The sequence below is a fragment of the Novilysobacter erysipheiresistens genome (genome assembly GCF_036663935.1).
Lineage (GTDB): Bacteria > Pseudomonadota > Gammaproteobacteria > Xanthomonadales > Xanthomonadaceae > Novilysobacter > Novilysobacter erysipheiresistens.
This window is the reverse complement of the sequence record NZ_JAXGFP010000007.1, coordinates 97695-119844: the sequence shown is the minus strand read 5'-3', so window position 1 is coordinate 119844 and position 22150 is coordinate 97695. Positions and strand designations below refer to the sequence as shown.

Sequence of the window (22150 nt, the reverse complement as noted above, 5' to 3'; positions counted from 1 at the left end):
AAGGTGAGGCAATCGCACCTTGCGATGGAGCGCCTTCCCACGTGCGGGTTCTGATCTGCGACGACCACACCCTGATCCGCGCCGGCCTGCGGCGGCTGGTGGAGTCCTTTGACGGCATCGAAGTGGTGGCCGAGGCCGCCAGTGCCGACGAGGCCGTGCTCCAGGCCCGCGCGACCGTGCCCGACGCGGTGCTGCTGGATCTGTCGATGCCCGGCCGCAACGGTTTCGAGGCGCTGGACGAGCTGCGCCGGGTCTGCCCCGACACCGCGGTGGTGATCATGTCGATGCACGACGACGCCAGCCACGTGCGCGAGGCATTGGCGCGCGGCGCGCTGGGCTTCGTGGTCAAGGAGGCCGCGCCGGCCGAACTGGAAATCGCGCTGCGTGCCGCCGGCGCCGGCCGCACCTACCTGAGTCCGCAGGTATCGGCACCGCAGCTGCGCGCCACCACCCCGGCACGCGGCGATGGGGTCGACCGGCTGCCGCCGCGCCAGCGCGAGATCCTCGCCGCGCTCGGCGCCGGCCGCAGCACCAAGCAGATCGCCGGCGACCTCGGCATCAGTCCCAAAACCGTGGAAACCCACCGTGCCCGGATCATGGATGCGCTGAGTTGCCGCAGCTCGGTCGAGCTGCTGCGGGTCGCGTTGCGCCTGCACGGCAACAACCTGTAGCCGCGATAACGTGACCGCGGTGGCGGAATCCTGGCACGACGTCGGGAAATCCCCTACTTCGCAGCGGGCCTGACCTTACTCGGCTCAGGATCATCCCGATTCGTTTCCCGTCGCCGCTCCTGCAGGATTCATGCCGGGGCCGCCGACCAGGCGGAAAGGGGAAACAACGTGAAGCACACCGTCCGGGCGCAGCTTGCGCAGACCGTCAATCTCACGCCGCAACTTTTGCAATCGATCCGGCTGCTGCAGCTGACCGCGCCGCAACTGGAGATGGAGTTGCGCCAGGCGCTCGAGCGCAATCCGATGCTGGAGCCGGACGACGCCGACGAGATCGGCGAGACCGGGCTGGAGCACGAAGCCGAGCTTGAAGCCGCCGCGCTCGAGGCTGCCGCGTTCGACGAACTTCCCGACGCGGTCTACCTGTCCGGCGGCGCGACCGGTGGCGGCGACGATGACGCCTGCGCGCGGATCGCCGAGACCGGCTCCAGCGATTACCGGCTGCGACTGCTGCAGGAGCTCGCGTTCGCCTGGAACGAACGCGACCTGCGCCTGGCGCAATGGTGGCTGGACCACAGCGACGAACGCGGTTTCCTCGAACGCCCGACGGCCGCGCTAGCCGCCGACGGCGCGCTCGCCCTCGACGTCGACGCCACCGAACTCGAAGCCGTGCGCCAGCGCCTGTTGCACGGCGACTGGCCCGGCGTCGCCGCCGCCGGCGCCGCCGAATGCCTGCTGGCGCAACTGCTGAAAACGCCGGACGATGCCACCCGCACCCTCGCCGCGCGCATCCTCGACGAGCGCATCGACGCCCTCGCCGCGCACGACCATGCCGCGCTGGCCGCTGCGCTCAAGGTCGACACCGCGCAGGTCGAATGCGCGATCGCGCTGATCCTGTCGCTGCGCCCGTCCGCGGTCGAGGAGCCGGCCGAAGCCGACCTCGGCCACGTCATTCCCGACGTCAGCGTGCGCTTCCTTGGCGGCGCCTGGCGGGTCGCGCTCAACGGCCGCGCGGCGCCGCGCATCCGCCTCGCCGCGCACTGCGAACAGGCCCTGGCTGGCGCCCCGGGCGAGCACGGCGTGCTGCGCGGCCTGCTCGACGAGGCGCGCTGGCTGATCCGCGGCATCGCGATGCGCAACGACACCCTGTTGCGCACCACCCAGGTGCTGGTCGAGCGCCAGCGCGGCTTCCTCGAACGCGGCGAGGAGGCGATCGCGCCGCTGACCCTGCGCGAGGTCGCCGACGCGATCGGCATGCACGAGTCGACCGTCTCGCGCATCACCAGCGGCAAGTACATCCAGACCCCGCGCGGGACCTTCGAACTCAAGCGCCTGTTCGCGGTGCGGCTCGATGGCGCCGAGGTCTCCGGCGCCGCGGTCAAGGCGATGGTCAAGCGCCTGATCGACGCCGAACCGGGCCACGCACCGCTGGCCGACGACGTGATCGCCGGGCTGCTCGCCCGCCGTGGCGTCCGCATCGCCCGCCGCACGGTGGCAAAGTACCGGGACCAGTTGTCGATCCCGTCCGCGCGCCTGCGCTGCAAGCCGGCCCTCGCGGCCTGAACGACGATGACCCAGGGAACCACCGCATGAGCACGCTAAAACTGTTGCTGGTCGACGACCACGAAGGCTTCATCAACGCCGCCATGCGGCATTTGCGCCGGCTCGACTGGGTCGAGCTGATCGGCTCGGCCGGCAACGGCATCGAGGCGATCGCCCAGTGCGAGGCGCTGCGCCCCGACGTGGTGCTGATGGACCTGGCGATGCCGGAGATGGGCGGGCTGCAGGCGACCCGCCTGATCAAGGCGCAGGACAATCCGCCCTACATCGTCATCGCCAGCCACTTCGACGACGCCGAGCACCGCGAGCACGCGCTGCGCGCCGGCGCCGACGCGTTCGTCAGCAAGCTGTCCTACATCCACGACGTCGTGCCGCTGCTTGACGGGCTGCGCGCCAGTGGCAGGGAGCCGGCCGGGGCCGCGGAATGAGCGAGTCGCGCATCCTCCTGCTCGACCAGGACATGGACCGTGCCGAGCGTGTGGCGACGCTGCTGGAGTTCATGGATTTCACCCCGCGCATCGTCACCGACGCGGCCGATGTCGACCTCGCCAAGGCACGCGCCAGCGACTGGGTCGCGGTGGTGGTCGGCGACCCCGGCACCGGCGCGGCCTGGGACCGCTTCGTCGAGTGGCTCGGCGCGCAACCGCTGCACCCGCCGTTGCTGGTGCTGCCTGGCCGCAACGACCAGGCGCCGTGGCGCGCCCGGCTGCATCCGGAAACGCTGTGGCCGCTCGACTACCCGATCCGCCGCACCCAGCTGCAGGAAGCGCTGCGCCGCGCCAGCCTCAAGCGCATCGACGAGGACGAGCGCCGCGAGCAGACCGCCGGCGGCGGCCCGACCGGACGCAGCCCAGCGGTGCTGGAACTGTCGCGGATGATCGACCAGGTCGCGCCGTTCGACACCACCGTGCTGATCCTCGGCGAGTCCGGCACCGGCAAGGAGGTCGCCGCGCGCGCGGTGCACCAGCGCTCCAAGCGGACCAACAAGCCGTTCGTCGCGATCAACTGCGGCGCGATCCCGCCGGACCTGCTCGAGAGCGAACTGTTCGGCCACGAGAAGGGCGCGTTCACCGGCGCGCTGACCCAGCGCAAGGGCCGCTTCGAGATGGCCGAGGGCGGCACCCTGCTGCTCGACGAGATCGGCGACATGCCGCTGGCGATGCAGGTCAAGCTGCTGCGCGTGTTGCAGGAACGCACCTTCGAGCGGGTCGGCGGCACCAGCGTGATCCATTGCGACGTGCGCGTCATCGCCGCGACCCATCGCAACCTGGAAACCCACATCCACGAGGGCAAGTTCCGCGAGGACCTGTTCTACCGGCTCAACGTGTTCCCGATCGAGATGCCGCCGCTGCGCGAGCGCTGCGCCGACCTGCCCGACCTGATCGCCGCGATCACCCGCCAGCTCAGCGAAAGCGGCCGCGGCCAGGTCAAGCTCAGCGCCGGCGCGGTAAGCGCGCTCGGCCACTACGACTGGCCCGGCAACGTGCGCGAGCTGAGCAACCTGCTGGAGCGGCTGGCGGTGCTGCACCCGTCGACGATCGTGCGCGCCGCCGACCTGCCGGCGCGCTACCGGGCGGCGATGCCGGACCTGCCGGAGGATGAGTTTGTCCCGGCCGCGCCGACGATGCCGGGCCCCGCCGGCGACGCGATCGATCCGCGCATGCTTTCACCGAATACGACCCTGCCGCCGGAAGGCCTCGACCTGCGCAGCCACATCGCCGAGATCGAACTGGAACTGATCCGCGCCGCCCTGGCCCAGGCCGACGGCGTGGTCGCCCACGCCGCGCCGCTGCTCGGCCTGCGCCGCACCACCCTGGTCGAAAAGCTGCGCAAGTACGGCATCGAGCGCGAATAGCGCCAACCCACGCCGGCGGTGGTTTGCCGCCGCGCCGGGATTCCGGCAGCGCCGTGGCACGCACCTTGCCTAACCCGGTCAGACCCGCCTTGAAGCGTAAGCCCACGGCCCATGACCGACGCGATCTCATCGATTCTTTCCCAGATCCGCGCGCACGAGACCCTCATGCGCGGGCCGACGGCCGACGTGGCCGCCGGCAACGCGATCAAGCCCCAGGGCCTGCAGCCCGACGCGATCGGCCGCGGTGGCGACGCGCCCGGCTTCGGCGACACCCTCAACCGCGCGCTGGAAGGCGTCAGCCGTGCCCAGCGCGAATCCGGCGAACTGCAGAAGGCCTTCGAAATGGGCGACCCGCGCGCCGACCTGGCGCGGGTGATGGTGGCGATGCAGGAATCGTCGGTGGCGTTCCGGGCCACGGTGGAAGTGCGCAACCGACTGGTACAGGCGTACCAGGACGTCATGAACATGCCGATCTAACGACGAACGACGAGCAGAGACCGCCACGATGAGCGTCATCGCCCTACCCAAGAACACCCCCGGCAACCTGCGCGACCTCGGTCGCCTGCAGGACATCCCGGCGGTGCGCCAGATCGGCCTGTTCGCGCTGGTCGCGGCCGCGATCGCGCTCGGCCTGTGGCTGTTCTTCTGGACCCAGAAGCCGAGCTACGTGCCTGTGTTCGCCGGCCTCGACGCCCGCGCCACCAGCGAAGCCTCGGACCTGTTGCGCACCGCGCAGATTCCCTTCCAGATCGACCCCGCGACGGGCGCGCTGGCGGTGCCGGCCGACCAGATCGGCCAGGCCCGGCTGAGCCTCGCCGCGGCCGGGCTGCCGGCCAGCGATGGCGGCGGCTTCGAGGCCATGCAGGGCGACCAGGGCTTCGGCACCAGCCAGTTCGTCGAGAACGCGCGCTACCAGCACGCGCTCGAAACCGAGCTGGCGCGGACCATCGCCAACCTGCAGCCGGTGCGCGAGGCCCGCGTACATCTGGCCCTGCCCAAGCCCAGCGCGTTCACCCGGCAGAAGGAGCCCGCCAGCGCCTCGGTGGTGCTGCACCTGCGCAGCGGCGCGGCGCTGGAGCCGGGCCAGGTCAACGCGATCGAGCACCTGATCGCCTCCAGCATCCCCAAGCTGCCGGTCGAGAACGTCACCGTGGTCGACCAGTTCGGGCGGATGCTGTCCAACCCCGATCCCGACAGCGACGCCGCGCGCAGCGCCGAGCGCTTCGAGCAGCAGCGCCGCGCCGAGGCGGTCTACCTGCAACGCATCCTCGAGTTGCTGGAGCCGCTGGCCGGCCCCGGCCGGGTCAGCGCCCAGGTCAGCATCGACATGAACTTCGCCGAGACCGAGCGCGCCAGCGAAACCTACGGCCCGGACCCGGCGATGATCCGCAGCGAGCAAATCTCCGAATCCGGCAACCTCGGCGCGACCGCGGCGGCCAGCGGCGTGCCCGGCAGCGCCAGCAACAATCCCGACGCTGCGGCCCCGGCGACGGCGGCCGCCGCGACCGCCGCGACCGGCCCCGGCGCGCGCACCGCGGTGCGCAACTACGAACTCGACCGCACCCTCACCCACACCCGCCAGGCGCCCGGCCAGATCACCCGGGTCACCGCCGCGGTGCTGGTCGACAACCTGCCGCAGACCGACGCCGCGGGGAAAACCAGCTACCGCTCGCTCAGCGACACCGAGATCGAACGCATCCAGACCCTGGTGCAGCAAGCGGTCGGCTTCAATGCCGAACGCGGCGACGTGGTGTCGGTGGTCAACGCGCCGTTCGCGCGCGGCACCGATCTGGAACCGCCTGCACCGCCGCCGTTCTGGCAGCACCCGCGCGCCCGCGAGTTCCTGCGCATCGCCCTCGGCGGACTGGCGGTGCTGCTGCTGATCTTCACCGTGCTGCGCCCGGCCATGCGCCAGTTGCTGGCGCCGAAGCCGCGCACCGCCGTCGCCACCGTGGTCGACGAGGACGAGGACGTGCCGGTGGTGCTGTCCGCGCCGGCCAGGCCGCGCAACGACCACGTCACCGCGCAGGTGGCGATGAATTTCGACGAGAAGCTGCAGGTCGCCAAGACCGCGGTCAGCAACGACCCCAAGCGGGTCGCCAGCGTGGTGCGCAACTGGGTCGAAGCCGATGGCTGAGCCACGCAAGGAAATGATCCTCAGCGGCGTCCAACGCGCCGCGGTGGTGCTGCTGTCGCTGGGCGAGGAGCAGGCCGCCGAGGTGCTCAAGCACATGGGCGCGAAGGAAGTGCAGAAGCTCGGCCTGGCGATGACCTCGGTCGGCGGCATCTCGCGCGAGGCGGTGGCCGGGGTGTTCGACGAATTCGTCGACGTGCTGGCCCAACCCAGCGCGCTGGGTGCCGGCGCCGACGACTACATCCGCGCGGTGCTGACCCAGGCGCTCGGCGAGGACCGCGCGAGCTCGCTGATCGACCGCATCCTCGCCGGCCGCAACACTTCCGGGCTGGACTCGCTGAAGTGGATGGAGCCGCGCGCGATCGCCGACCTGGTGCGCAATGAGCATCCGCAGATCATCGCGATCGTGATGTCGCACCTCGACCCCGACCAGGCCGCCGAGGTCATCAAGGTGCTGCCCGAGCGCGGCCGTCCCGACGTGCTGCTGCGCATCGCCACCCTCGACGGGATCCCGCCGAACGCGCTCAACGAACTCAACGACGTCATGGCGCGGCAGTTCGCCGGCAGCCAGAACATCAAGTCGTCCTCGATCGGCGGCATCAAGGTCGCCGCCAACATCCTCAACTTCATGGACTCCGGACAGGATGAGGCCATCCTCGGCGGCATCGGCGAGATCGACGGCGATCTCGGCGGCAAGATCCGCGACCTGATGTTCGTGTTCGACAACCTCGCCGACCTCGACGACCGCGCCATCCAGACCGTGCTGCGCGACGTGCCCAGCGACAAGCTCGCCGTGGCCCTGCGCGGCGCCGAGCCGCGGGTGCGCGAGAAGATCACCGGCAACATGTCGCAACGCGCGGCCGAGATCCTGATCGAGGACATGGAAGCGCGCGGCCCGGTGCGGCTGGCCGAGGTCGAGGCGGCGCAGAAGGAGATCCTCGCCGCCGTGCGCAAGATGGCCGATGACGGCACCATCCAGCTCGCCGCCAAGGCCGAGGCGTTCGTATGAGCGAGGCCCTGCCCGGCTTGCGGCCGGTCTTCGCCGACGCCACATCCGCGGTGCGCTGGACCGCGCCGGGGCTGGCACCGCGCCCGGTCGAGTCGGTGGCGGCGCCGCCGAGCGTCGAGGAATTGCAGGCGCTGGAACAGGCCGCGCGTGCCGAGGGGTTCGCTGCCGGCCACGCCGAAGGGCTGGCGAGCGGCCAGGCCGAGGTGCGCCGGCAGATCGCCCAGATCGAAGGCATCCTCGACGGCTTCACCCGGCCTTTGGCGCGACTCGACGGCGAGGTCGGCGACGCCCTCGGCGACCTCGCCGTGCGCATCGCCGGGGTACTGCTCGGCCGCAGCTACGCGGCCGACCCCACCCTGCTCGCCGACCTCGTGCGCGAAGCGCTGGACGCCGTCGGCAGCGCCAGCCGCGAGATCGAACTGCGCCTGCATCCCGACGACCTCGGCGTGCTCGCCCCGCACCTGGCCGGACTCAGCGGCGTGCGCCTGACCGCCGACACCGCGCTCGGCCGCGGCGAGCTGCGCCTGCACAGCGAAAGCGTGCGCATCGACGGCACCCTCGCCGCGCGCCTGCAGGCCTGCCTCGAAGCCACTCTGCAATCGACCACCGCCGCAGACGGGGAAGCACGATGAGCAACGTCGCTGCCGAACACTGGAAAGAGGCGCGCAACCTGCGCCTGGCCGCGCGGCTGGATGCCGCCAACCCGCAACCGCCGTCGCTCGGCTTGGCCCGCGAGGGCGTGCTGCGCCGCGCCGTCGGCCTGACCCTGGAAGCGTCCGGCTGCTCGGCGCCGCTGGGCTCGCGCTGCCGGGTCGAAACCTCCGGCGGCCATTGGGTCGATACCGAAGTCGTCGGCTTTTCCGGCGACCGTACCTTCTTGATGCCGACCGCGGACCTCGCTGGCTTGCTGCCGAACGCGCGCGTGGTCAGCACCCGCCAGCGCGGCGAAGTCGGTGTCGGCGAAGGCCTGCTCGGCCGGGTGATCGACAGCGACGGCGTGCCGCTCGACGGGCGCGGGCCGATCCGCGCGGAAAGCTGGGTCGGCCTTGGCGGCGTCGCGATCAACCCGCTGATGCGCGAGCCGATCACCCGTTCGCTCGACGTCGGCGTGCGCGCGATCAATGCATTGCTGCCGATCGGCCGCGGCCAGCGCATCGGCCTGTTCGCCGGCTCCGGCGTCGGCAAGTCGACGCTGCTGGGGATGATGACCCGCTACACCGCCGCCGACGTGATTGTCGTTGGCCTGATCGGCGAGCGCGGCCGCGAAGTGCGCGATTTCGTCGAGAGCACCCTCGGCGAGGAAGGCCTGCGCCGCTCGGTGGTCGTTGCGACCCCGGCCGACCGGCCGCCACTCGCCCGTTTGCACGGCGCGCTGCGCGCCACCGCGATCGCCGAGTGGTACCGCGACCAGGGCCTGCACGTGCTGCTGCTGATGGATTCGCTGACCCGCTTCGCCCAGGCCCAGCGCGAGATCGGCTTGTCGGTCGGCGAGCCGCCAACCACCCGCGGCTATCCGCCGAGCGTGTTCGCCAAGCTGCCGCAACTGGTGGAGCGTGCCGGTAATGGCGCCGACGGCCGCGGCTCGATTACCGCGTTCTACACCGTGCTGACCGAGGGCGACGACCAGCAAGAGCCCATTGCCGACGCCGCCCGCGCGATCCTCGACGGCCACATCGTGCTGACCCGGCGCATCGCCGACGCCGGCCAGTACCCGGCGATCGATGTCGAGGTCTCGGTCAGCCGGGTCATGCAGGAAATCACTGACGCGCCGTGGCGCGAGCGCATCCGCAAGCTCAAGCGGCTGATGGCCGCCTACAACACCCAGCGCGACCTGATCGCGATCGGCGCCTACCAGCGCGGTAGCGACCCGACCGTCGACGAGGCGCTGGCGCGCTGGCCGGAGATCCAGGAGTTCCTCGGCCAGGACGTGACCGAGGCGGCCGATGTCGCGGCCAGCCGCGCCGCGCTGGCGCGCCTGCTCGACGACGGTGCGCAACGCCCCCTTCCCACTGAACCCGCACAAGAGGCAAACCCGTGACGCGATCGCAACGCCTGGACCCGTTGCTTCGGGTGAAACAGCAGCAGCAGGACGAGGTCGCACGCGAGGTTGCCCAGCGCGACCGCGCGCTGGCGGAACAGGAGCAGCGGCTGGACGCGCTGCGTCGCTACGCGGCCGAGTACGCGAGCCCGAGCGCGAACATCACCAACCCGGCGCTGCTGGCCAACCGGCTCGCGTTCCGCGAGCGCCTGGACGCCGCGGTCAACCAGCAGAGCCGGGCGGTCGAGGACAGCCGCCAGCACCGCGACGTCGAGCGCGCGCGCCTGCTGCTGGCCAGCCGCGAGACCCACGTGCTGGAGAAGCTGTCGGCCAGCTACCGCTCCGAGGAATCGCGCGCCAGCGAACAACGGGTGCAGCGCGAACTCGACGACATCGGCGCGCGCCGCGCCCGGGTCGCGCAGACCGCCCGGTCCGCCGATGGCGGCGACGGAACGGCGTCGTGATCGCGGCGCAGGTACCGGCCAGCGCCGGCGCTTCGGCACGCCTCCCCGGTGGTGCCGGCGAGGCCACGTCCAACAGCGGTGGCGACGGCGACTTCGCCAACCTGCTGGCGGGGCCAGCGGCCGCGCCCGCGGGCAAGCCTGCGGCCACGACCGCCACCGGCACCGAGTCCGACAACCAGCACAGCGACACCGCCGAGACCCCGCACGAGCCACTGCTGCCCGAGCAACTGCTGGCCCTGCTCGTGAACTCGCCGTTGGCGCCGACCACCGCGGGATCGACGCCCACCGCCGCCCTCGCACCAGGCATCGGCACCTCGCCGCTGTCCGGATTCCCCGGCGCCGCGGCGGTGCTGCCGGCGACCACCACCGCATTGGCCGCGGCGACGGCGACGGCCCTTGCCGCCACGACCGCAGGCGCGAGCGCGACCGCCGTCGACCCGGCATCCGCATCGCTGCCGCTGGCGGCCAAGCCCGACACCGGCCTCGCCACCGCGGCGTTCCCGCTGGATACCGCCGCCTTGCCGCTTGCGACGGCCGAACCCGGCGCCGTCCAGAACAATACCCAGGCGATCGCGGTCGACGATTTCGCCAAGGCGCTCGGCCTGGCCACTGGCGAGGTCGGTGCCGATCCCGGCACCGCGCCGGAGCTCGGCGATCGCAGTTCTCTGCTGGCGCCGACAGCCAGCGCTACCGCCACGCCGGCACGGGTCAACGCCGCCGCGCTCGCCGCCCCGCTCGCCCTGCCGGCCGATCCCGATGCCGGCTTCGACGACGGTTTCGGCGCGCGCATCGGCTGGCTTGCCGACCAGCGCATCGGTCGCGCCGAGATCCGGCTGAACCCCGAACATCTCGGCGCCATCGACGTGCGGTTGCAAATCGACGGCAGCAAGGTCAGCGCCGAATTCCAGTCGGCCCATGCCGATGTCCGCCACGCCCTGGAAAGCAGCGTCGGTCGCCTGCGCGAGATGCTCGGCCAGCAGGGCCTGCAGCTGACCCACGCTGACGTCGGCCAGGGCCGCGGCGGCGAGCAAGGCGAGCGCGCCGCGACGGCGCGGGGTGGCGACCTGCAATCCGAACCCGACGCTGGCCTGGGCGACCTCCAGGCTCCCCGGCCCACGCTCAGCCGCGGCCTGCTCGACGAGTACGCCTGACCCCGCGCTCTTGTAGGAGCGGCTTTAGCCGCGATCTGGAGTCGGCGCGAGCGAACGATTTCCGATCGCGGCTAAAGCCGCTCCTACAAAAGCCCGCAGGCCGCGCCGGCCCGCAAACCCGTCGCGCCCCGTTCAGGCCCGCGTCAACTCCCCGACGCCATCCCGGCTTCCACCGCGGCACGCGCCTTGCACGGTTCCCGGCAATCCATCCCACGGAGTGCCCGCGTGTCCGACAGCCCCGCCACCGCCCCCAAGCCCAAGCCCAAGCCCAAAAGCAAACTGCCGTGGATCCTGGCCAGTGTGCTGCTGATCGGCGCCGCCGCCGGCGGCGGCTGGTGGTGGTGGCAGGCGCACGCCGCGGAAACCAGCGCCGAGACCCCGGCGCCCAGCCGCCCGCCGGCGCAGTACTACGCGCTGGACCCGGCGTTCGTGGTCAACCTCGCCGATACCAACGCGGTGCGCTACCTGCAGGCCGACGTCCAGATCATGACCCGCGACGCCGCCACCGCGACGGCGCTGGAACTGCACACGCCGGCGATCCGCAACCGCCTGCTGTTGCTGTTCGGCCAGCAGTCCTCGGCCCAGCTGGCCCAGCGCAGCGCCAAGGAGCGCCTGCAGGAGAAGGCACTGGCCGAGGTGATCGCGGTGCTGCGGTCCGAGTCCGCGCCCGACAAGGTCGAAGCCGTGCTGTTCACCAGCCTGGTCACCCAGTAGCCCCGCACGACACGAGCACGAGAGCCGAGACGATGAGCAGCGACCTGCTATCCCAGGATGAGATCGACGCGCTGTTGCACGGCGTCGACAGCGGTGCGGTCGAGACCGAGCCGCCGCCGGAGCCGGGCGAGGCGCGCAACTACGACTTCGCCAGCCAGGACCGGATCGTCCGCGGCCGCCTGCCGACGCTGGAGATGATCAACGAGCGCTTCGCCCGCACCTGGCGGATCGGCCTGTTCAACCTGCTGCGGCGCTCGGCCGACCTGTCGGTGCGCGGCGTCGAGCTGGTCCGCTTCGGCGAATACATGCATTCGCTGCAGGTGCCGACCAACCTCAACCTGGTGAAGATGAAGCCGCTGCGCGGCACCGCGCTGGTGGTCTACGAGCCTCGGCTGATCTTCACCGTGGTCGACAACTTCTTCGGCGGCAACGGCAAGTACCACACCCGCATCGAGGGCCGCGAGTTCACCCCGACCGAGATGCGCGTCATCCAGCTGCTGCTGAAGCAGACCTTCGCCGACCTGGTCGAGGCCTGGGCGCCGGTGATGCCGGTGGAGTTCGAGTACCTCAACTCCGAGGTCAACCCGCACTTCGCCAACATCATCAGCCCGCGCGAGTACATCGTGGTCAGCAAGTTCCACGTCGAGCTCGAGGGCGGCGGCGGCGAGTTCCACGTGTCGCTGCCGTACTCGATGCTCGAACCGATCCGCGAGCAACTCGATGCCGGCGTGCAGAGCGACCGGGTCGAGCGCGACGAGAGCTGGACCCGGGCGATGCGCACCCAGTTGCAGGACGCCCAGGTCGAACTGGCCTGCGCGCTGGCCAACCGCCAGATCAGCCTGCGCGAGCTGTGCCGCCTCAAGGTCGGCGACGTGATCCCGATCGACCTGCCCAAGACCGTGCAGTTGCAGGTCGAGCAGATGCCGTTGTTCGCCGGCGAGTTCGGCACCCACAACGGCCGCAACGCGATCAAGGTCACCGCCGTCCACGCCGCCCGCACCGTCCCTTCCCTTGCCAACCTGGCATCGCCATGAACACATCCGACAGCGCCACCCTCACCGCCGCCAGTGACACCGACCCGGCCCGCGCCGCGTTCGATCCGCTGACCTCCGACGCCATCGCCGGCGCCGACCTCAACCTCGACGTGATCCTCGACGTCAGCGTTTCGCTGTCGCTGGAAGTCGGCCGCGCACGCATCCCGATCCGCAACCTGTTGCAGCTCAACCAGGGCTCGGTGGTGGAACTGGAGCGCGGCGCCGGCGAACCGCTCGACGTGTTCGTCAACGGCACGCTGATCGCGCAGGGCGAGGTGGTGGTGGTCAACGACCGCTTCGGCGTGCGCCTGACCGACGTGGTCAGCCCGGCCGAGCGGATCAAGCGGCTGCGATGAGCGGGTCGATGGACAACGCCGGCGCAACCGGCGCGGTGCAGACCTGGCCGCTGCAGGCGACGGCGACGGTCGCCGTCGCACCGTTGCCGCAGGACGTGGCCGCCAATGCCCCTGATGCCGCGGCAATCGCGACCAGCGACGCGCCACGCGAGTTTGCAGTGCCGGCCGTCGAATCGGCCGTCGCCGCGACGCCGCCGTCGCTCGATACCGCCGCAATCGCCACCGTGCCGCCCACGACCGCAACCACCAGCCAAACCTCAGCACCCGAAAGTTTCGGCGAGCCCACCGGCGCCGCCGGCGCGGTCGGCGGCACCGTGCTGGCGTTGCTGCTGGTGGTCGGGGTGATCCTCGCCCTGGCGTGGCTGGCCAAGCGCATGCCCGGCCTCGGCGCGGTCGGCGGTGGCAACCCGGCGCTGAAGATCGTCGGTTCGCTGGCACTGGGCCCGCGCGAGCGGGTGGTGGTGGTCGACGTCGGCGGCACCCAGTTGCTGCTGTCGACCGGGCCCCACGGCACCCGCGCCCTGCACACGCTGGAGCAGCCGTTGCCGGCACCCGCCAACGCGCCGTCGCCATTCGCGCAGGTGTTGGCCAGGCAGTTCGGAAAGAAGCCGTCATGACGAAGCCTGAAACCACCATCGCCGACGCCTGGGCCCCGTGGATCGAATGCGCCACCCGCTGCGCGCTGCGAGTATGCATCGGCATGCTGCTGGCCTTCGCACTGTTGGCGCCCGGGCGGGCCGACGCACAGACCGCGCCAACCGCCTCGGCACCATCAGTGCAGTCGGCCACGGCGCCCGCCGCATCGCAACCGCTGCCGTCGGTCACCGTCGGCCAGGTCGGCGGCGAGCCGGTCAGCATGCCGTTGCAGGTGTTGCTGCTGATGACCGCGATCACGCTGCTGCCGGCGGCGTTGCTCGGACTGACCGCGTTCACCCGCATCATCATCGTGCTCGGTCTGCTGCGGCAGGCACTCGGCACCGGGCAGACGCCGTCGAGCCAGGTGCTGCTGGCGCTGGCGCTGTTCCTCACCGTAATGGTGATGATGCCGGTGTTCGATTCGGCGTGGACCGCCGGCATTTCGCCGTACCTCAACGACCAGATGGACTTCAAGACCGCATGGGTCGCATCGCTGGAGCCGTTTCGCGGCTTCATGCTGGCGCAGGTGCGCGAGACCGACCTGATGACGTTCGCCGGGCTGTCGGGCACCGGCCCGTACGCGACCCCGGACGACGTCCCGTTCGGCGTGCTGGCGGCGTCGTTTTTGACCAGCGAGCTGAAGACCGCGTTCGAGATCGCGTTCCTGATCTACATCCCGTTCGTGATCATCGACCTGGTGGTCGCCAGCGTGCTGATGTCGATGGGCATGATGATGCTGTCGCCGATGATGATCTCGGCGCCGTTCAAGATCCTGCTGTTCGTGCTGGTCGACGGCTGGGTGCTGGTGGTCGGCTCGCTCGCCGCCAGCTTCAACCCGATCTGACGGGGACGCGCGCATGACTCCCGAAGTCGCCCTCACCGAGATCGGCCGCGGCCTGCAAATGGCGCTATTACTAGGCGCGCCGCTGCTGCTGGCGGTGCTGGTGGTCGGCGTGGTGGTCGGCATCCTGCAGGCCGCGACCCAGATCAACGAGCAGACCATCGCGTTCGTGGCCAAGGCGGTGGCGCTGGCGGCGACGCTGGCGCTGACCGGGCATTTCCTGGTCGGGCAGATGGTGTCGTTCACCACCGACCTGTTCCATCGCATCCCGCACCTGATCGGCTAGGCGGTTCGCACCGATGGACCCGGTCACCGCCACCACCGTCGATGGCCTCAACCTGTTCGGCATGCTTGCCGCGGTGCTGTGGCACCTGCTGCGGATCGGCGCGGCATTGCAGGTGTTGCCGATGGTCGGCGGCCGCGGGATGCCGGTGCGGGCGCGGATGATCCTGGCGCTGGCGCTGTCGGCGGCGATGTCGACGCTGTTGCCGGAGCCGCCACCGGCCGCGGTCGACGCCGCCACCGTGCTCAACGTGCTGCGCGAGTTCGCAGTCGGCATCGCGATCGGGTTGATCCTGCGGCTGGCGTTCGAGGCCGGGCAGTTCGCCGGCGAACTGATCAGCCAGGGCATGGGCCTGTCGTTCGCGACCATGGCCGATCCGCTCAGCGGGGCGTCGTCGAACGTGCTGTCGCAGTGGTTCTTCCTCGTGTTCGGGTTGCTGTTCTTCACCCTCGACGGCCACCTGGCACTGGTCGACCTGCTTGCCGACAGTTACCGGGCGCTGCCGATCGGCACGCCACTGGACGACGTCAACGCATTCCTCGCCCAATTGCCGGCGTTCTTCGGCACCTGCCTGCGGGTCGGCCTGCTGCTGGCACTGCCGGTGATGATGGCGCTACTGGCGTCCAACCTGGCGTTCGGCGTGCTGTCGCGCGCGGCCGCCGCGCTCAACCCGATTGCGATCGGCCTGCCGGTGTCGCTGCTGGTCGGCCTGCTGCTGCTGAGCCTGCTGGCACGGGAACTGCAGGGGCCGGTGCAGCGGCTGTTCGAGGACGCCTTCCTCGCGGCGCGCGCACTGACTCCGTAGCCACCCGCTCGGCGTCGAACCGAGGCAGAACGGCAGATGGCAGAAAGCGACAAGGAGGACCGCACCGAGCAACCTACCGAGAAACGGTTGCGCGAGGCGCGCGAGAAAGGCCAGGTGCCGCGCTCGCGCGAACTGGCCAACGTCGCCGTGCTCGGCTGCGCGGCGCTGGCGACGATGCTGATCGCGCCGGAGATGGGCGCGGCAGCGCAGGTCTGGCTGCGCGATGCGTTGACTATCGACCCGGCCTTGCTCGGCCACGACGACCGTTTGCTGGCGCACAGCGCGCGGCTGTCGCTTGGTCTGTTGCTGCCGGTGCTGCCGCTGGTGCTGGTCGCGCTCGCGGCCTGCCTGATCGGCCCGGCGGTGCTTGGCGGCGTGCGCTTCTCCAGCCAGTCGCTGCAACCGGATTTCAAGCGGCTCAACCCGGCCGCCGGACTGGCCCGGATGTACGGGCAGGAAAGCCTGGCCGAACTGCTGCGCTCGCTGCTGCGGGTGGTGCTGGTGCTCGGCGCCGGCGGCTGGGTGGTCTACCGCGCGTTCCGCGGACTGGTCGCAATGCCGGGAATGACCCTGGAAGGGGCCGTCGCCAGCGGCCTCGACACCGCGCTGTGGGCGCTGCTGGCGATGGCCGGCTCGCTGGCCCTGATCGCCGCGATCGACGTGCCGTGGCAGCACTACCAGCACCGCAGCAAGCTGAAGATGACCAAGCAGGAGATCCGCGACGAGTACAAGGAAACCGAAGGCAACCCGGAGATCAAGGCGCGGGTGCGCCAGGTCGCCCAGCAGATGTCGCAGCGACGGATGATGGAAGCGGTGCCCACTGCCGACGTGGTGGTGATGAACCCGACCCACTACGCGGTCGCGCTGAAGTACGACGCGGCCAACATGCGCGCGCCGAAGGTGGTCGCCAAGGGCGTCGACGAGATGGCGCTGGCGATCCGCGATGTCGCCGAGAAACACCGGATCGCGGTGCTGGAGACGCCGCCGCTGGCACGCGCCTTGTATAGGCAGGCGCAGGTCGATCAGGAAATCCCGGTGAAACTCTACGCCGCCGTCGCGCAAGTGCTGTCGTACGTCTTCCAGCTGAAGGGCTGGCACCCGTCGTACGGGCCGCCGCCGGTGCTGGCCGAGGTCGACGTCGGTCCCGACGGTGCGGTCGACGACATGGCCGGCGACGGCGGAGCGTCGCGATGACGGCGCAGGCGGGCGGCAATCCGTCGGCGAGCCGGTTTTCCGGCATCGCCCGCGACGCCGGCAAGGGCGCCGCCGCGCCGCTGATCGTGCTGGCGATGCTGGCGATGGTGATCGTGCCGCTGGCGCCGCTGGTGCTGGACGCGCTGTTCACCATCAACATCGCGATGTCGCTGGTGGTGTTGCTGGCGGTGGTCTACGTCAAGCGGCCGCTGGAGTTCTCGGTGTTTCCTAGCGTGCTGCTGATGGTCACCCTGCTGCGGCTGGCGCTGAACGTCGCCTCGACCCGGGTGGTGCTGCTACACGGCCACGAAGGTCCGGGCGCGGCCGGCCACGTGATCGAGTCGTTCGGCCAGTTCGTGATCGGCGGCAGCTACGTGGTCGGTATCATCGTTTTCGCGATCCTGACCATCGTCAACTTCATCGTCATCACCAAGGGCTCGGGACGCATCTCCGAGGTATCGGCACGCTTCATCCTCGACGCGTTGCCGGGCAAGCAGATGGCGATCGACGCCGACCTCAACGCCGGCCTGCTGACGCGCGAGGACGCCCGCGCGCGCCGCGAGGAAGTGCGCGAGGAAGCCGACTTCTACGGCTCCATGGACGGCGCCAGCAAGTTCGTCCGCGGCGATGCGATCGCCGGGTTGCTGATCCTGGTGATCAACCTGGTAGGCGGCATCGGGATCGGCCTGCTGCAGCACGACATGGCGTTCGGCGACGCGGCGACCACCTACGTGCTGCTGGCGATCGGCGACGGCCTGGTGGCGCAGTTGCCGGCGCTGTTGGTTTCCACCGCGGTGGCGATGCTGGTGACCCGCGCGACCCGCGAGCAGGACATGGGCCCGGCGGTGCGCAAGCAGGTGTTCGGGCAGAAGCGCGCGTTGATCGTGGCGGCACTGCTGATGGGCCTGGTCGGGATCGTGCCGGGCATGCCGAACCTGCCGTTCCTGATCCTCGCCGCGGTGATCGGCTACGCCGCGTGGCAGTTGCACCAGCGCGAAACGCTCGCCGCGCAGCAGGCCGAATCGCCCGAAGACACCACCGCTGCGCCGTCCGCCACGGCCGAACTGAGCTGGGACGAACTGCGCCCGGTCGAGCCGCTGGGGCTGGAGGTCGGCTACAAGCTGATCGCGATGGTCGACAAGAGCCGCGGCGGCGAACTGCTGGCGCGCCTCAAGGGCGTGCGCCGCAAGCTGACCCAGGACCTCGGCTTCCTGATCCCGGCCGTGCACGTGCGCGACAACCTCGAGCTGGCGCCGGGCCAGTACCGCATCCTGGTCCACGGCGTGCCGCTGGCCAGTGGCGAGTTGCACCCGGAGCGCGAGCTCGCGCTCGACCCCGGCCGGGTGTTCGGCCCGCTCGACGGCATTGCCGGCAAGGACCCGGCGTTCGGCCTCGACGCGGTGTGGATCCTGCCGAACCAGCGCGCCCACGCCGAGTCGCTGGGCTACACCGTGGTCGACGCCGCCACTGTGGTCGCCACCCATCTGTCGCACCTGGTCCGCGAGCGCGCGTCCGAACTGCTCGGCCATGACGAGGTGCAACACCTGCTGGCCAGCGTCGGCAAGGCGACGCCGAAGCTTGTCGAGGATTTGACGCCCAAGCTGCTGCCGCTGTCGGTGATCGTGCGGGTGCTGCAGTCGCTGCTGGCCGAGAAGGTGCCGCTGCGGCAGATGCGCCAGATCGTCGAGGCTTTGCTTGAACACGGCGCCCACACCCAGGACCCGGCCGCGCTGATCGCCGCGGTGCGAACCGCGCTGGGCCGCTTCATCGTGCAGGAACTCAACGGCCTCGACCCCGAGCTGCCGGTCTACACCCTGGCGCCGGCGCTGGAACGCGTCTTGCAGGACTCGGTCAGCGGCCAGGGGGCCGCGCTGGAGCCCGGACTTGCCGAACGCCTGCACCAGAACCTCAGCGATTGCGTGGCCCAGCAGGAGAGCCGCGGCGAGCCCGCCGTGCTGCTGGTCCCTAGCGGGATCCGCGCGACCCTCGCGCGGCTGGTGCGGCACAGCGTCCCGGCGCTGTCGGTACTGGCCTACACCGAGGTCCCGGAAGACAAGCGGTTGCGCCTGGTCGGCGCGATCGGTTGAACACAGAACATTGCGGAAGGGTTGATCGATGAGAATCAAGCGTTTCATTGCCAGCGACATGCGCACCGCGTTGCGGATGGTCCGCGACGAACAGGGCCCGGATGCGGTGATCCTGTCGAACCGGCCGTGCGCGGAAGGCGTCGAGGTGGTTTCGGCCACCGATTACGACGAGGCGCTGGTGCACCAGGCGCTGCGCGCCGCCGCGCCGGCGCTGGCCGCGGTCCCGACGGCCGCCGTGCCGGAGATGCCCGAGCCGGTGGCGGCGCCCAGGCTGGCCCCGGCACCGGCGGTCGCGACCGTTGCCGCGCCAGCCCCACCGCCGGTCCGCGAGACCCTGGCCAGCCGCGCACGCGCGGTGTTCAAGCTCGGCGACGACACGCAGCCGGCCGCGGTCGAGCCGCCGGCGGAACCAACCCTGGCCGAACTGATGAACACCGGTGCGGCGACGCCGCCGCCCTCGCCCACCCGCTTCGAGTCGATGATGGCCGCGCTCGGCGCGCCAGCGGCGCCCGTGGCGCAAGCAACCGCCGCGCAGCCGACCGCGCCGACGCCCGCGCACGATGACGGCTCCACCAGCCACGACACTACCGGCGCCGACAATGCCGGTCCCGACGCCACCGTCCCCACCATCGCAACCACCGTTTCCCCGCCTGCGTTGTCGCGGCCGACCGAGGATGACGACACGTCTTCCGACGCGGCCGCGGCAGCGCAGGTCCCTCATCTGCAAGCCGTGCCGCGCTGGGACGCCGATCCGGCGGTCGCGGCGATGCGCGAGGAGCTGGCCGCGATGCGCCAGGTCATCGAGCGCGAGATGGGCCAGTTCGCGGTCGAACGCCTGCGCGGCTCGCCGGCACGCGCGGCCGCCTTCGACACCCTGCTCGGCTACGGTAGCGACGAGGCACTGGCGCAGACCATCGCCGCCAGGATCGACCCGACCCTGGACCCGGCCCGGGTCCGCGCGCCGCTGCTGGCCGAACTGGCGCGGATGCTCACCGTCAATCGCGCCGAGCCGATCGACGACGGCGGTGTGATTGCCCTGATCGGTCCCACCGGCGCCGGCAAGACCACCACCGCGGCCAAGCTCGCCGCCCGATTCGTCGCCCGCCACCGCGCCCGCGACGTCGCCCTGGTGACCACCGACGCCGAGCGCGTCGGCGCCCGCGAGCAGCTGCACGCCCACGGCCGCAAGCTCGGCGTGACCGTGTGCGAGGCGCACGGCCCCGAAGCGCTGGCCAAGACCCTCGAACAACTGGTTGATTACCCACTGGTGATCGTCGATACCGCCGGTTTCGGCGCCCGCGACCGCGCCCTGCTCGGCCAGCTGACCTGGCTGCGCGCGACCCGCAACGTGCGGAGCCTGCTGGTGCTGCCGGCCAATGCCCATCCGCACGACATGAACGAGGTCGTGCGCCGCTACCGCATGGCCACCCCGGAAGGCGTGGTGCTGACCAAGCTCGACGAGACCGGTCGCCTCGGCGCCGCCCTGTCGGTGGTGATCCGCAACGGCCTGAGCCTGGCCTACACCGCCGACGGCCAGCAGGTTGAGACCGACCTCGCCCAGGCCGATCCGTCGCACCTGGTGTTGCTACTGGAGAAATTGCGCCGTGCTGCCGATAACCCCCTTGCCACCGAGGACCGCCATGCCGTCGTCTGCTGATATGACCGTGCCCGCACAGGTCGCTTTCCAAGCGTCCGCGCCTTCGCCTGCGCCGGTCCGGGTCATCGCCGTCGCCAGCGGCAAGGGCGGCGTCGGCAAGACCAGCGTCTCGGTCAACCTCGCCATGGCCCTGTGCAACGCCGGCCAGCGCACCCTGCTGCTGGACACCGATCTGGGCCTTGCCAACATCGACGTGATGCTCGGGCTGTCGCCGCGCTTCACCCTCGCCGACGTGTTCGCCGGCCGCTGCGAGCTGCGCGACACCCTGCTGGAAGGTCCTCGCGGGCTGTGGGTGGTGCCGGCCGCGTCGGGCAAGCGCCACATGACCGAACTGCTGCCGCAGCAGCACGTCGGTCTAGTGCATGCCTTCAGCCAGCTTGACGTGCCGCTGGACGTGATGGTGGTCGACAACGCCGCGGGCATCGCCGACGGCGTGCTGACCTTCTGCCAGGCCGCGCAGGACGTGATCGTGGTGGTCTGCGACGAGCCGGCCTCGGTGACCGACGCCTACGCCCTGATCAAGGTGCTCAGCCGCGAGCGCGGCATCACCCGGGTGCAGGTGCTGGCCAACCAGGTCCAGCATACCGGCGAGGGCCGGCAACTGTTCGACAAGCTCGAGCGGGTTACCAGCAAGTTCCTCGACGTTACCCTCAGCTACCTCGGCGCGATCCCGCGCGACGAATGGCTGCGGCGCGCGGTGCAGCGGCAGGAGGCGGTGGTCGACGCGTTCCCGTCGGCGCCGGCCTCGGTCGCGTTCCGCGACATCGCCCGCCGCGCCAGCCAGTGGCAGAGCCCGCCGGGACCGCGCGGCCACGTCGAGTTCTTCATGGAACGCCTGATCGCACCGACCGGCGCATCGGCAAGGAGCGCCGCATGAGCGCCGCCGCTGCCGCCTACCGCTCCAACCAGGGCGCCCACCCGGCCAACGACGCCGCGCTGATCGTCGAGCGCCATGGCGAACTGGTGCGCCGCATCGCCCACCACCTGGCCGCGCGCCTGCCGGCCAGCGTCGAGGTCGACGACCTGATCCAGGCCGGCATGCTCGGCCTGATCGACGCGGCCCGAAATTTCCAGGCCGACCAGGGCGCGGCGTTCGAAACCTACGCGTCGATCCGCATCCGCGGCGCGATGATCGACGAGATCCGCCGCGGCGACTGGGTGCCGCGCTCGGTCCACCGCCGGTATCGGGATGTAGTCGCCGCGACCCGCCAGGTCGAGCAGGACACCGGCCGCGCCGCCACCGCGCAGGAGATCGCGGCGGTGCTGGAGGTCTCGCTCGACGACTACCACCACATGATCCAGGACGCCGCGCGCGGCCAGCTGATCAGCCTCGACGCGCAGCTGGAGGAGCACGACGGCGAGCCGCGCACGACCGCCGCGGGCGCGGTCACGCCGGCGCGCGAGTTCGAGCACACCGCGTTCCGCGAGGCACTCGGCGGCGCGATCGGCGACCTGCCCGAGCGCGAGCAGCTGGTGCTGTCGCTGTACTACGAACAGGAGCTCAACCTGCGCGAGATCGGCGCGGTGCTGTCGATCAGCGAGTCGCGCGTCTGCCAGATCCACGGCCAGGCCATGTTGCGCCTGCGCGCCCGCCTCGGCGACTGGCGCGACGAGGTCGACCCCGACAGCCAGCCCTGAGCCCGCCACCCACCACCCATCTGCCG

General features: G+C 70.9%; 23 protein-coding genes. All 23 read left to right on the top strand.

All coding sequences use genetic code 11. The annotated features are described in order from the left end of the window. Positions 1-41 precede the first annotated feature (41 nt). Positions 42-671, top strand: coding sequence for a response regulator transcription factor (locus SNE34_RS13260; protein ID WP_332618007.1), 630 nt, complete (start codon positions 42-44; stop codon positions 669-671). 168 nt (positions 672-839) lie between these two features. Continuing rightward, positions 840-2231: an RNA polymerase factor sigma-54 gene (gene rpoN, locus SNE34_RS13255; RefSeq protein ID WP_332618004.1), complete on the top strand. Its 1392-nt coding sequence runs from the start codon at positions 840-842 to the stop codon at positions 2229-2231. A 26-nt stretch (positions 2232-2257) separates the two neighbouring features. Then, positions 2258-2656, top strand: coding sequence for a response regulator (locus SNE34_RS13250; RefSeq protein ID WP_332618002.1), 399 nt, complete (start codon positions 2258-2260; stop codon positions 2654-2656). Next, positions 2653-4083 carry a sigma-54 dependent transcriptional regulator gene (locus tag SNE34_RS13245; RefSeq protein ID WP_332618000.1) on the top strand — a complete coding sequence of 477 codons (1431 nt, stop codon included), beginning with the start codon at positions 2653-2655 and terminating at the stop codon, positions 4081-4083. The genes SNE34_RS13250 and SNE34_RS13245 overlap by 4 nt, the downstream gene beginning before the upstream one ends. A gap of 111 nt (positions 4084-4194) precedes the next feature. After that, the gene (gene fliE / locus SNE34_RS13240; RefSeq protein WP_332617998.1) at positions 4195-4560 is read left to right on the top strand and encodes a flagellar hook-basal body complex protein FliE; all 366 of its coding nucleotides are present in this window, start codon (positions 4195-4197) and stop codon (positions 4558-4560) included. A gap of 28 nt (positions 4561-4588) precedes the next feature. Continuing rightward, on the top strand, positions 4589-6220 hold the full coding sequence (fliF, locus tag SNE34_RS13235) for a flagellar basal-body MS-ring/collar protein FliF (RefSeq protein ID WP_332617996.1): 1632 nt from the start codon (positions 4589-4591) through the stop codon (positions 6218-6220). Then, entirely contained in the window at positions 6213-7226 is a 1014-nt protein-coding gene (fliG, locus tag SNE34_RS13230; protein ID WP_425604540.1) for a flagellar motor switch protein FliG, read from the top strand. Before fliF ends, fliG begins: the two co-directional genes overlap by 8 nt. Beyond that, positions 7223-7858: a FliH/SctL family protein gene (locus tag SNE34_RS13225; RefSeq protein ID WP_332617994.1), complete on the top strand. Its 636-nt coding sequence runs from the start codon at positions 7223-7225 to the stop codon at positions 7856-7858. Before fliG ends, SNE34_RS13225 begins: the two co-directional genes overlap by 4 nt. After that, entirely contained in the window at positions 7855-9264 is a 1410-nt protein-coding gene (fliI, locus tag SNE34_RS13220) for a flagellar protein export ATPase FliI (protein ID WP_332617993.1), read from the top strand. Before SNE34_RS13225 ends, fliI begins: the two co-directional genes overlap by 4 nt. Next, complete coding sequence (fliJ, locus tag SNE34_RS13215; protein WP_332617991.1) at positions 9261-9728, top strand: flagellar export protein FliJ; 468 nt, start codon at positions 9261-9263, stop codon at positions 9726-9728. The genes fliI and fliJ overlap by 4 nt, the downstream gene beginning before the upstream one ends. Further along, positions 9725-10879, top strand: coding sequence for a flagellar hook-length control protein FliK (locus tag SNE34_RS13210; RefSeq protein WP_332617988.1), 1155 nt, complete (start codon positions 9725-9727; stop codon positions 10877-10879). Before fliJ ends, SNE34_RS13210 begins: the two co-directional genes overlap by 4 nt. 225 nt (positions 10880-11104) lie before the next feature. Continuing rightward, complete coding sequence (locus tag SNE34_RS13205) at positions 11105-11593, top strand: flagellar basal body-associated FliL family protein (RefSeq protein ID WP_332617986.1); 489 nt, start codon at positions 11105-11107, stop codon at positions 11591-11593. A gap of 32 nt (positions 11594-11625) precedes the next feature. Further along, a complete protein-coding gene (gene fliM, locus SNE34_RS13200) occupies positions 11626-12627 on the top strand; it encodes a flagellar motor switch protein FliM (RefSeq protein ID WP_332617984.1) in 1002 nt (333 codons plus the stop codon). Next, positions 12624-12983, top strand: coding sequence for a flagellar motor switch protein FliN (fliN, locus tag SNE34_RS13195; protein ID WP_332617982.1), 360 nt, complete (start codon positions 12624-12626; stop codon positions 12981-12983). Before fliM ends, fliN begins: the two co-directional genes overlap by 4 nt. A gap of 8 nt (positions 12984-12991) precedes the next feature. Then, on the top strand, positions 12992-13600 hold the full coding sequence (fliO, locus tag SNE34_RS13190) for a flagellar biosynthetic protein FliO (RefSeq protein ID WP_332617981.1): 609 nt from the start codon (positions 12992-12994) through the stop codon (positions 13598-13600). Between the two features lie 83 nt (positions 13601-13683). Beyond that, positions 13684-14463, top strand: coding sequence for a flagellar type III secretion system pore protein FliP (gene fliP, locus SNE34_RS13185; protein ID WP_332618206.1), 780 nt, complete (start codon positions 13684-13686; stop codon positions 14461-14463). A gap of 13 nt (positions 14464-14476) precedes the next feature. Further along, a complete protein-coding gene (locus tag SNE34_RS13180) occupies positions 14477-14746 on the top strand; it encodes a flagellar biosynthetic protein FliQ (RefSeq protein WP_332617979.1) in 270 nt (89 codons plus the stop codon). A gap of 13 nt (positions 14747-14759) precedes the next feature. Beyond that, positions 14760-15548 (top strand): flagellar biosynthetic protein FliR, encoded by a 789-nt coding sequence (gene fliR, locus SNE34_RS13175; protein ID WP_332617977.1) that lies wholly within the window; start codon positions 14760-14762, stop codon positions 15546-15548. Positions 15549-15584: 36 nt separating this feature from the next. Continuing rightward, the gene (flhB, locus tag SNE34_RS13170; protein ID WP_332617975.1) at positions 15585-16742 is read left to right on the top strand and encodes a flagellar biosynthesis protein FlhB; all 1158 of its coding nucleotides are present in this window, start codon (positions 15585-15587) and stop codon (positions 16740-16742) included. A 95-nt stretch (positions 16743-16837) separates the two neighbouring features. Further along, positions 16838-18829 carry a flagellar biosynthesis protein FlhA gene (gene flhA, locus SNE34_RS13165; RefSeq protein WP_425604547.1) on the top strand — a complete coding sequence of 664 codons (1992 nt, stop codon included), beginning with the start codon at positions 16838-16840 and terminating at the stop codon, positions 18827-18829. A gap of 28 nt (positions 18830-18857) precedes the next feature. Continuing rightward, a complete protein-coding gene (locus SNE34_RS13160; RefSeq protein ID WP_332617971.1) occupies positions 18858-20486 on the top strand; it encodes an AAA family ATPase in 1629 nt (542 codons plus the stop codon). Then, positions 20470-21363 (top strand): MinD/ParA family protein, encoded by an 894-nt coding sequence (locus tag SNE34_RS13155; protein WP_425604539.1) that lies wholly within the window; start codon positions 20470-20472, stop codon positions 21361-21363. The genes SNE34_RS13160 and SNE34_RS13155 overlap by 17 nt, the downstream gene beginning before the upstream one ends. Beyond that, a complete protein-coding gene (locus SNE34_RS13150; RefSeq protein WP_332617967.1) occupies positions 21360-22124 on the top strand; it encodes an RNA polymerase sigma factor FliA in 765 nt (254 codons plus the stop codon). Before SNE34_RS13155 ends, SNE34_RS13150 begins: the two co-directional genes overlap by 4 nt. Positions 22125-22150 lie beyond the last annotated feature (26 nt).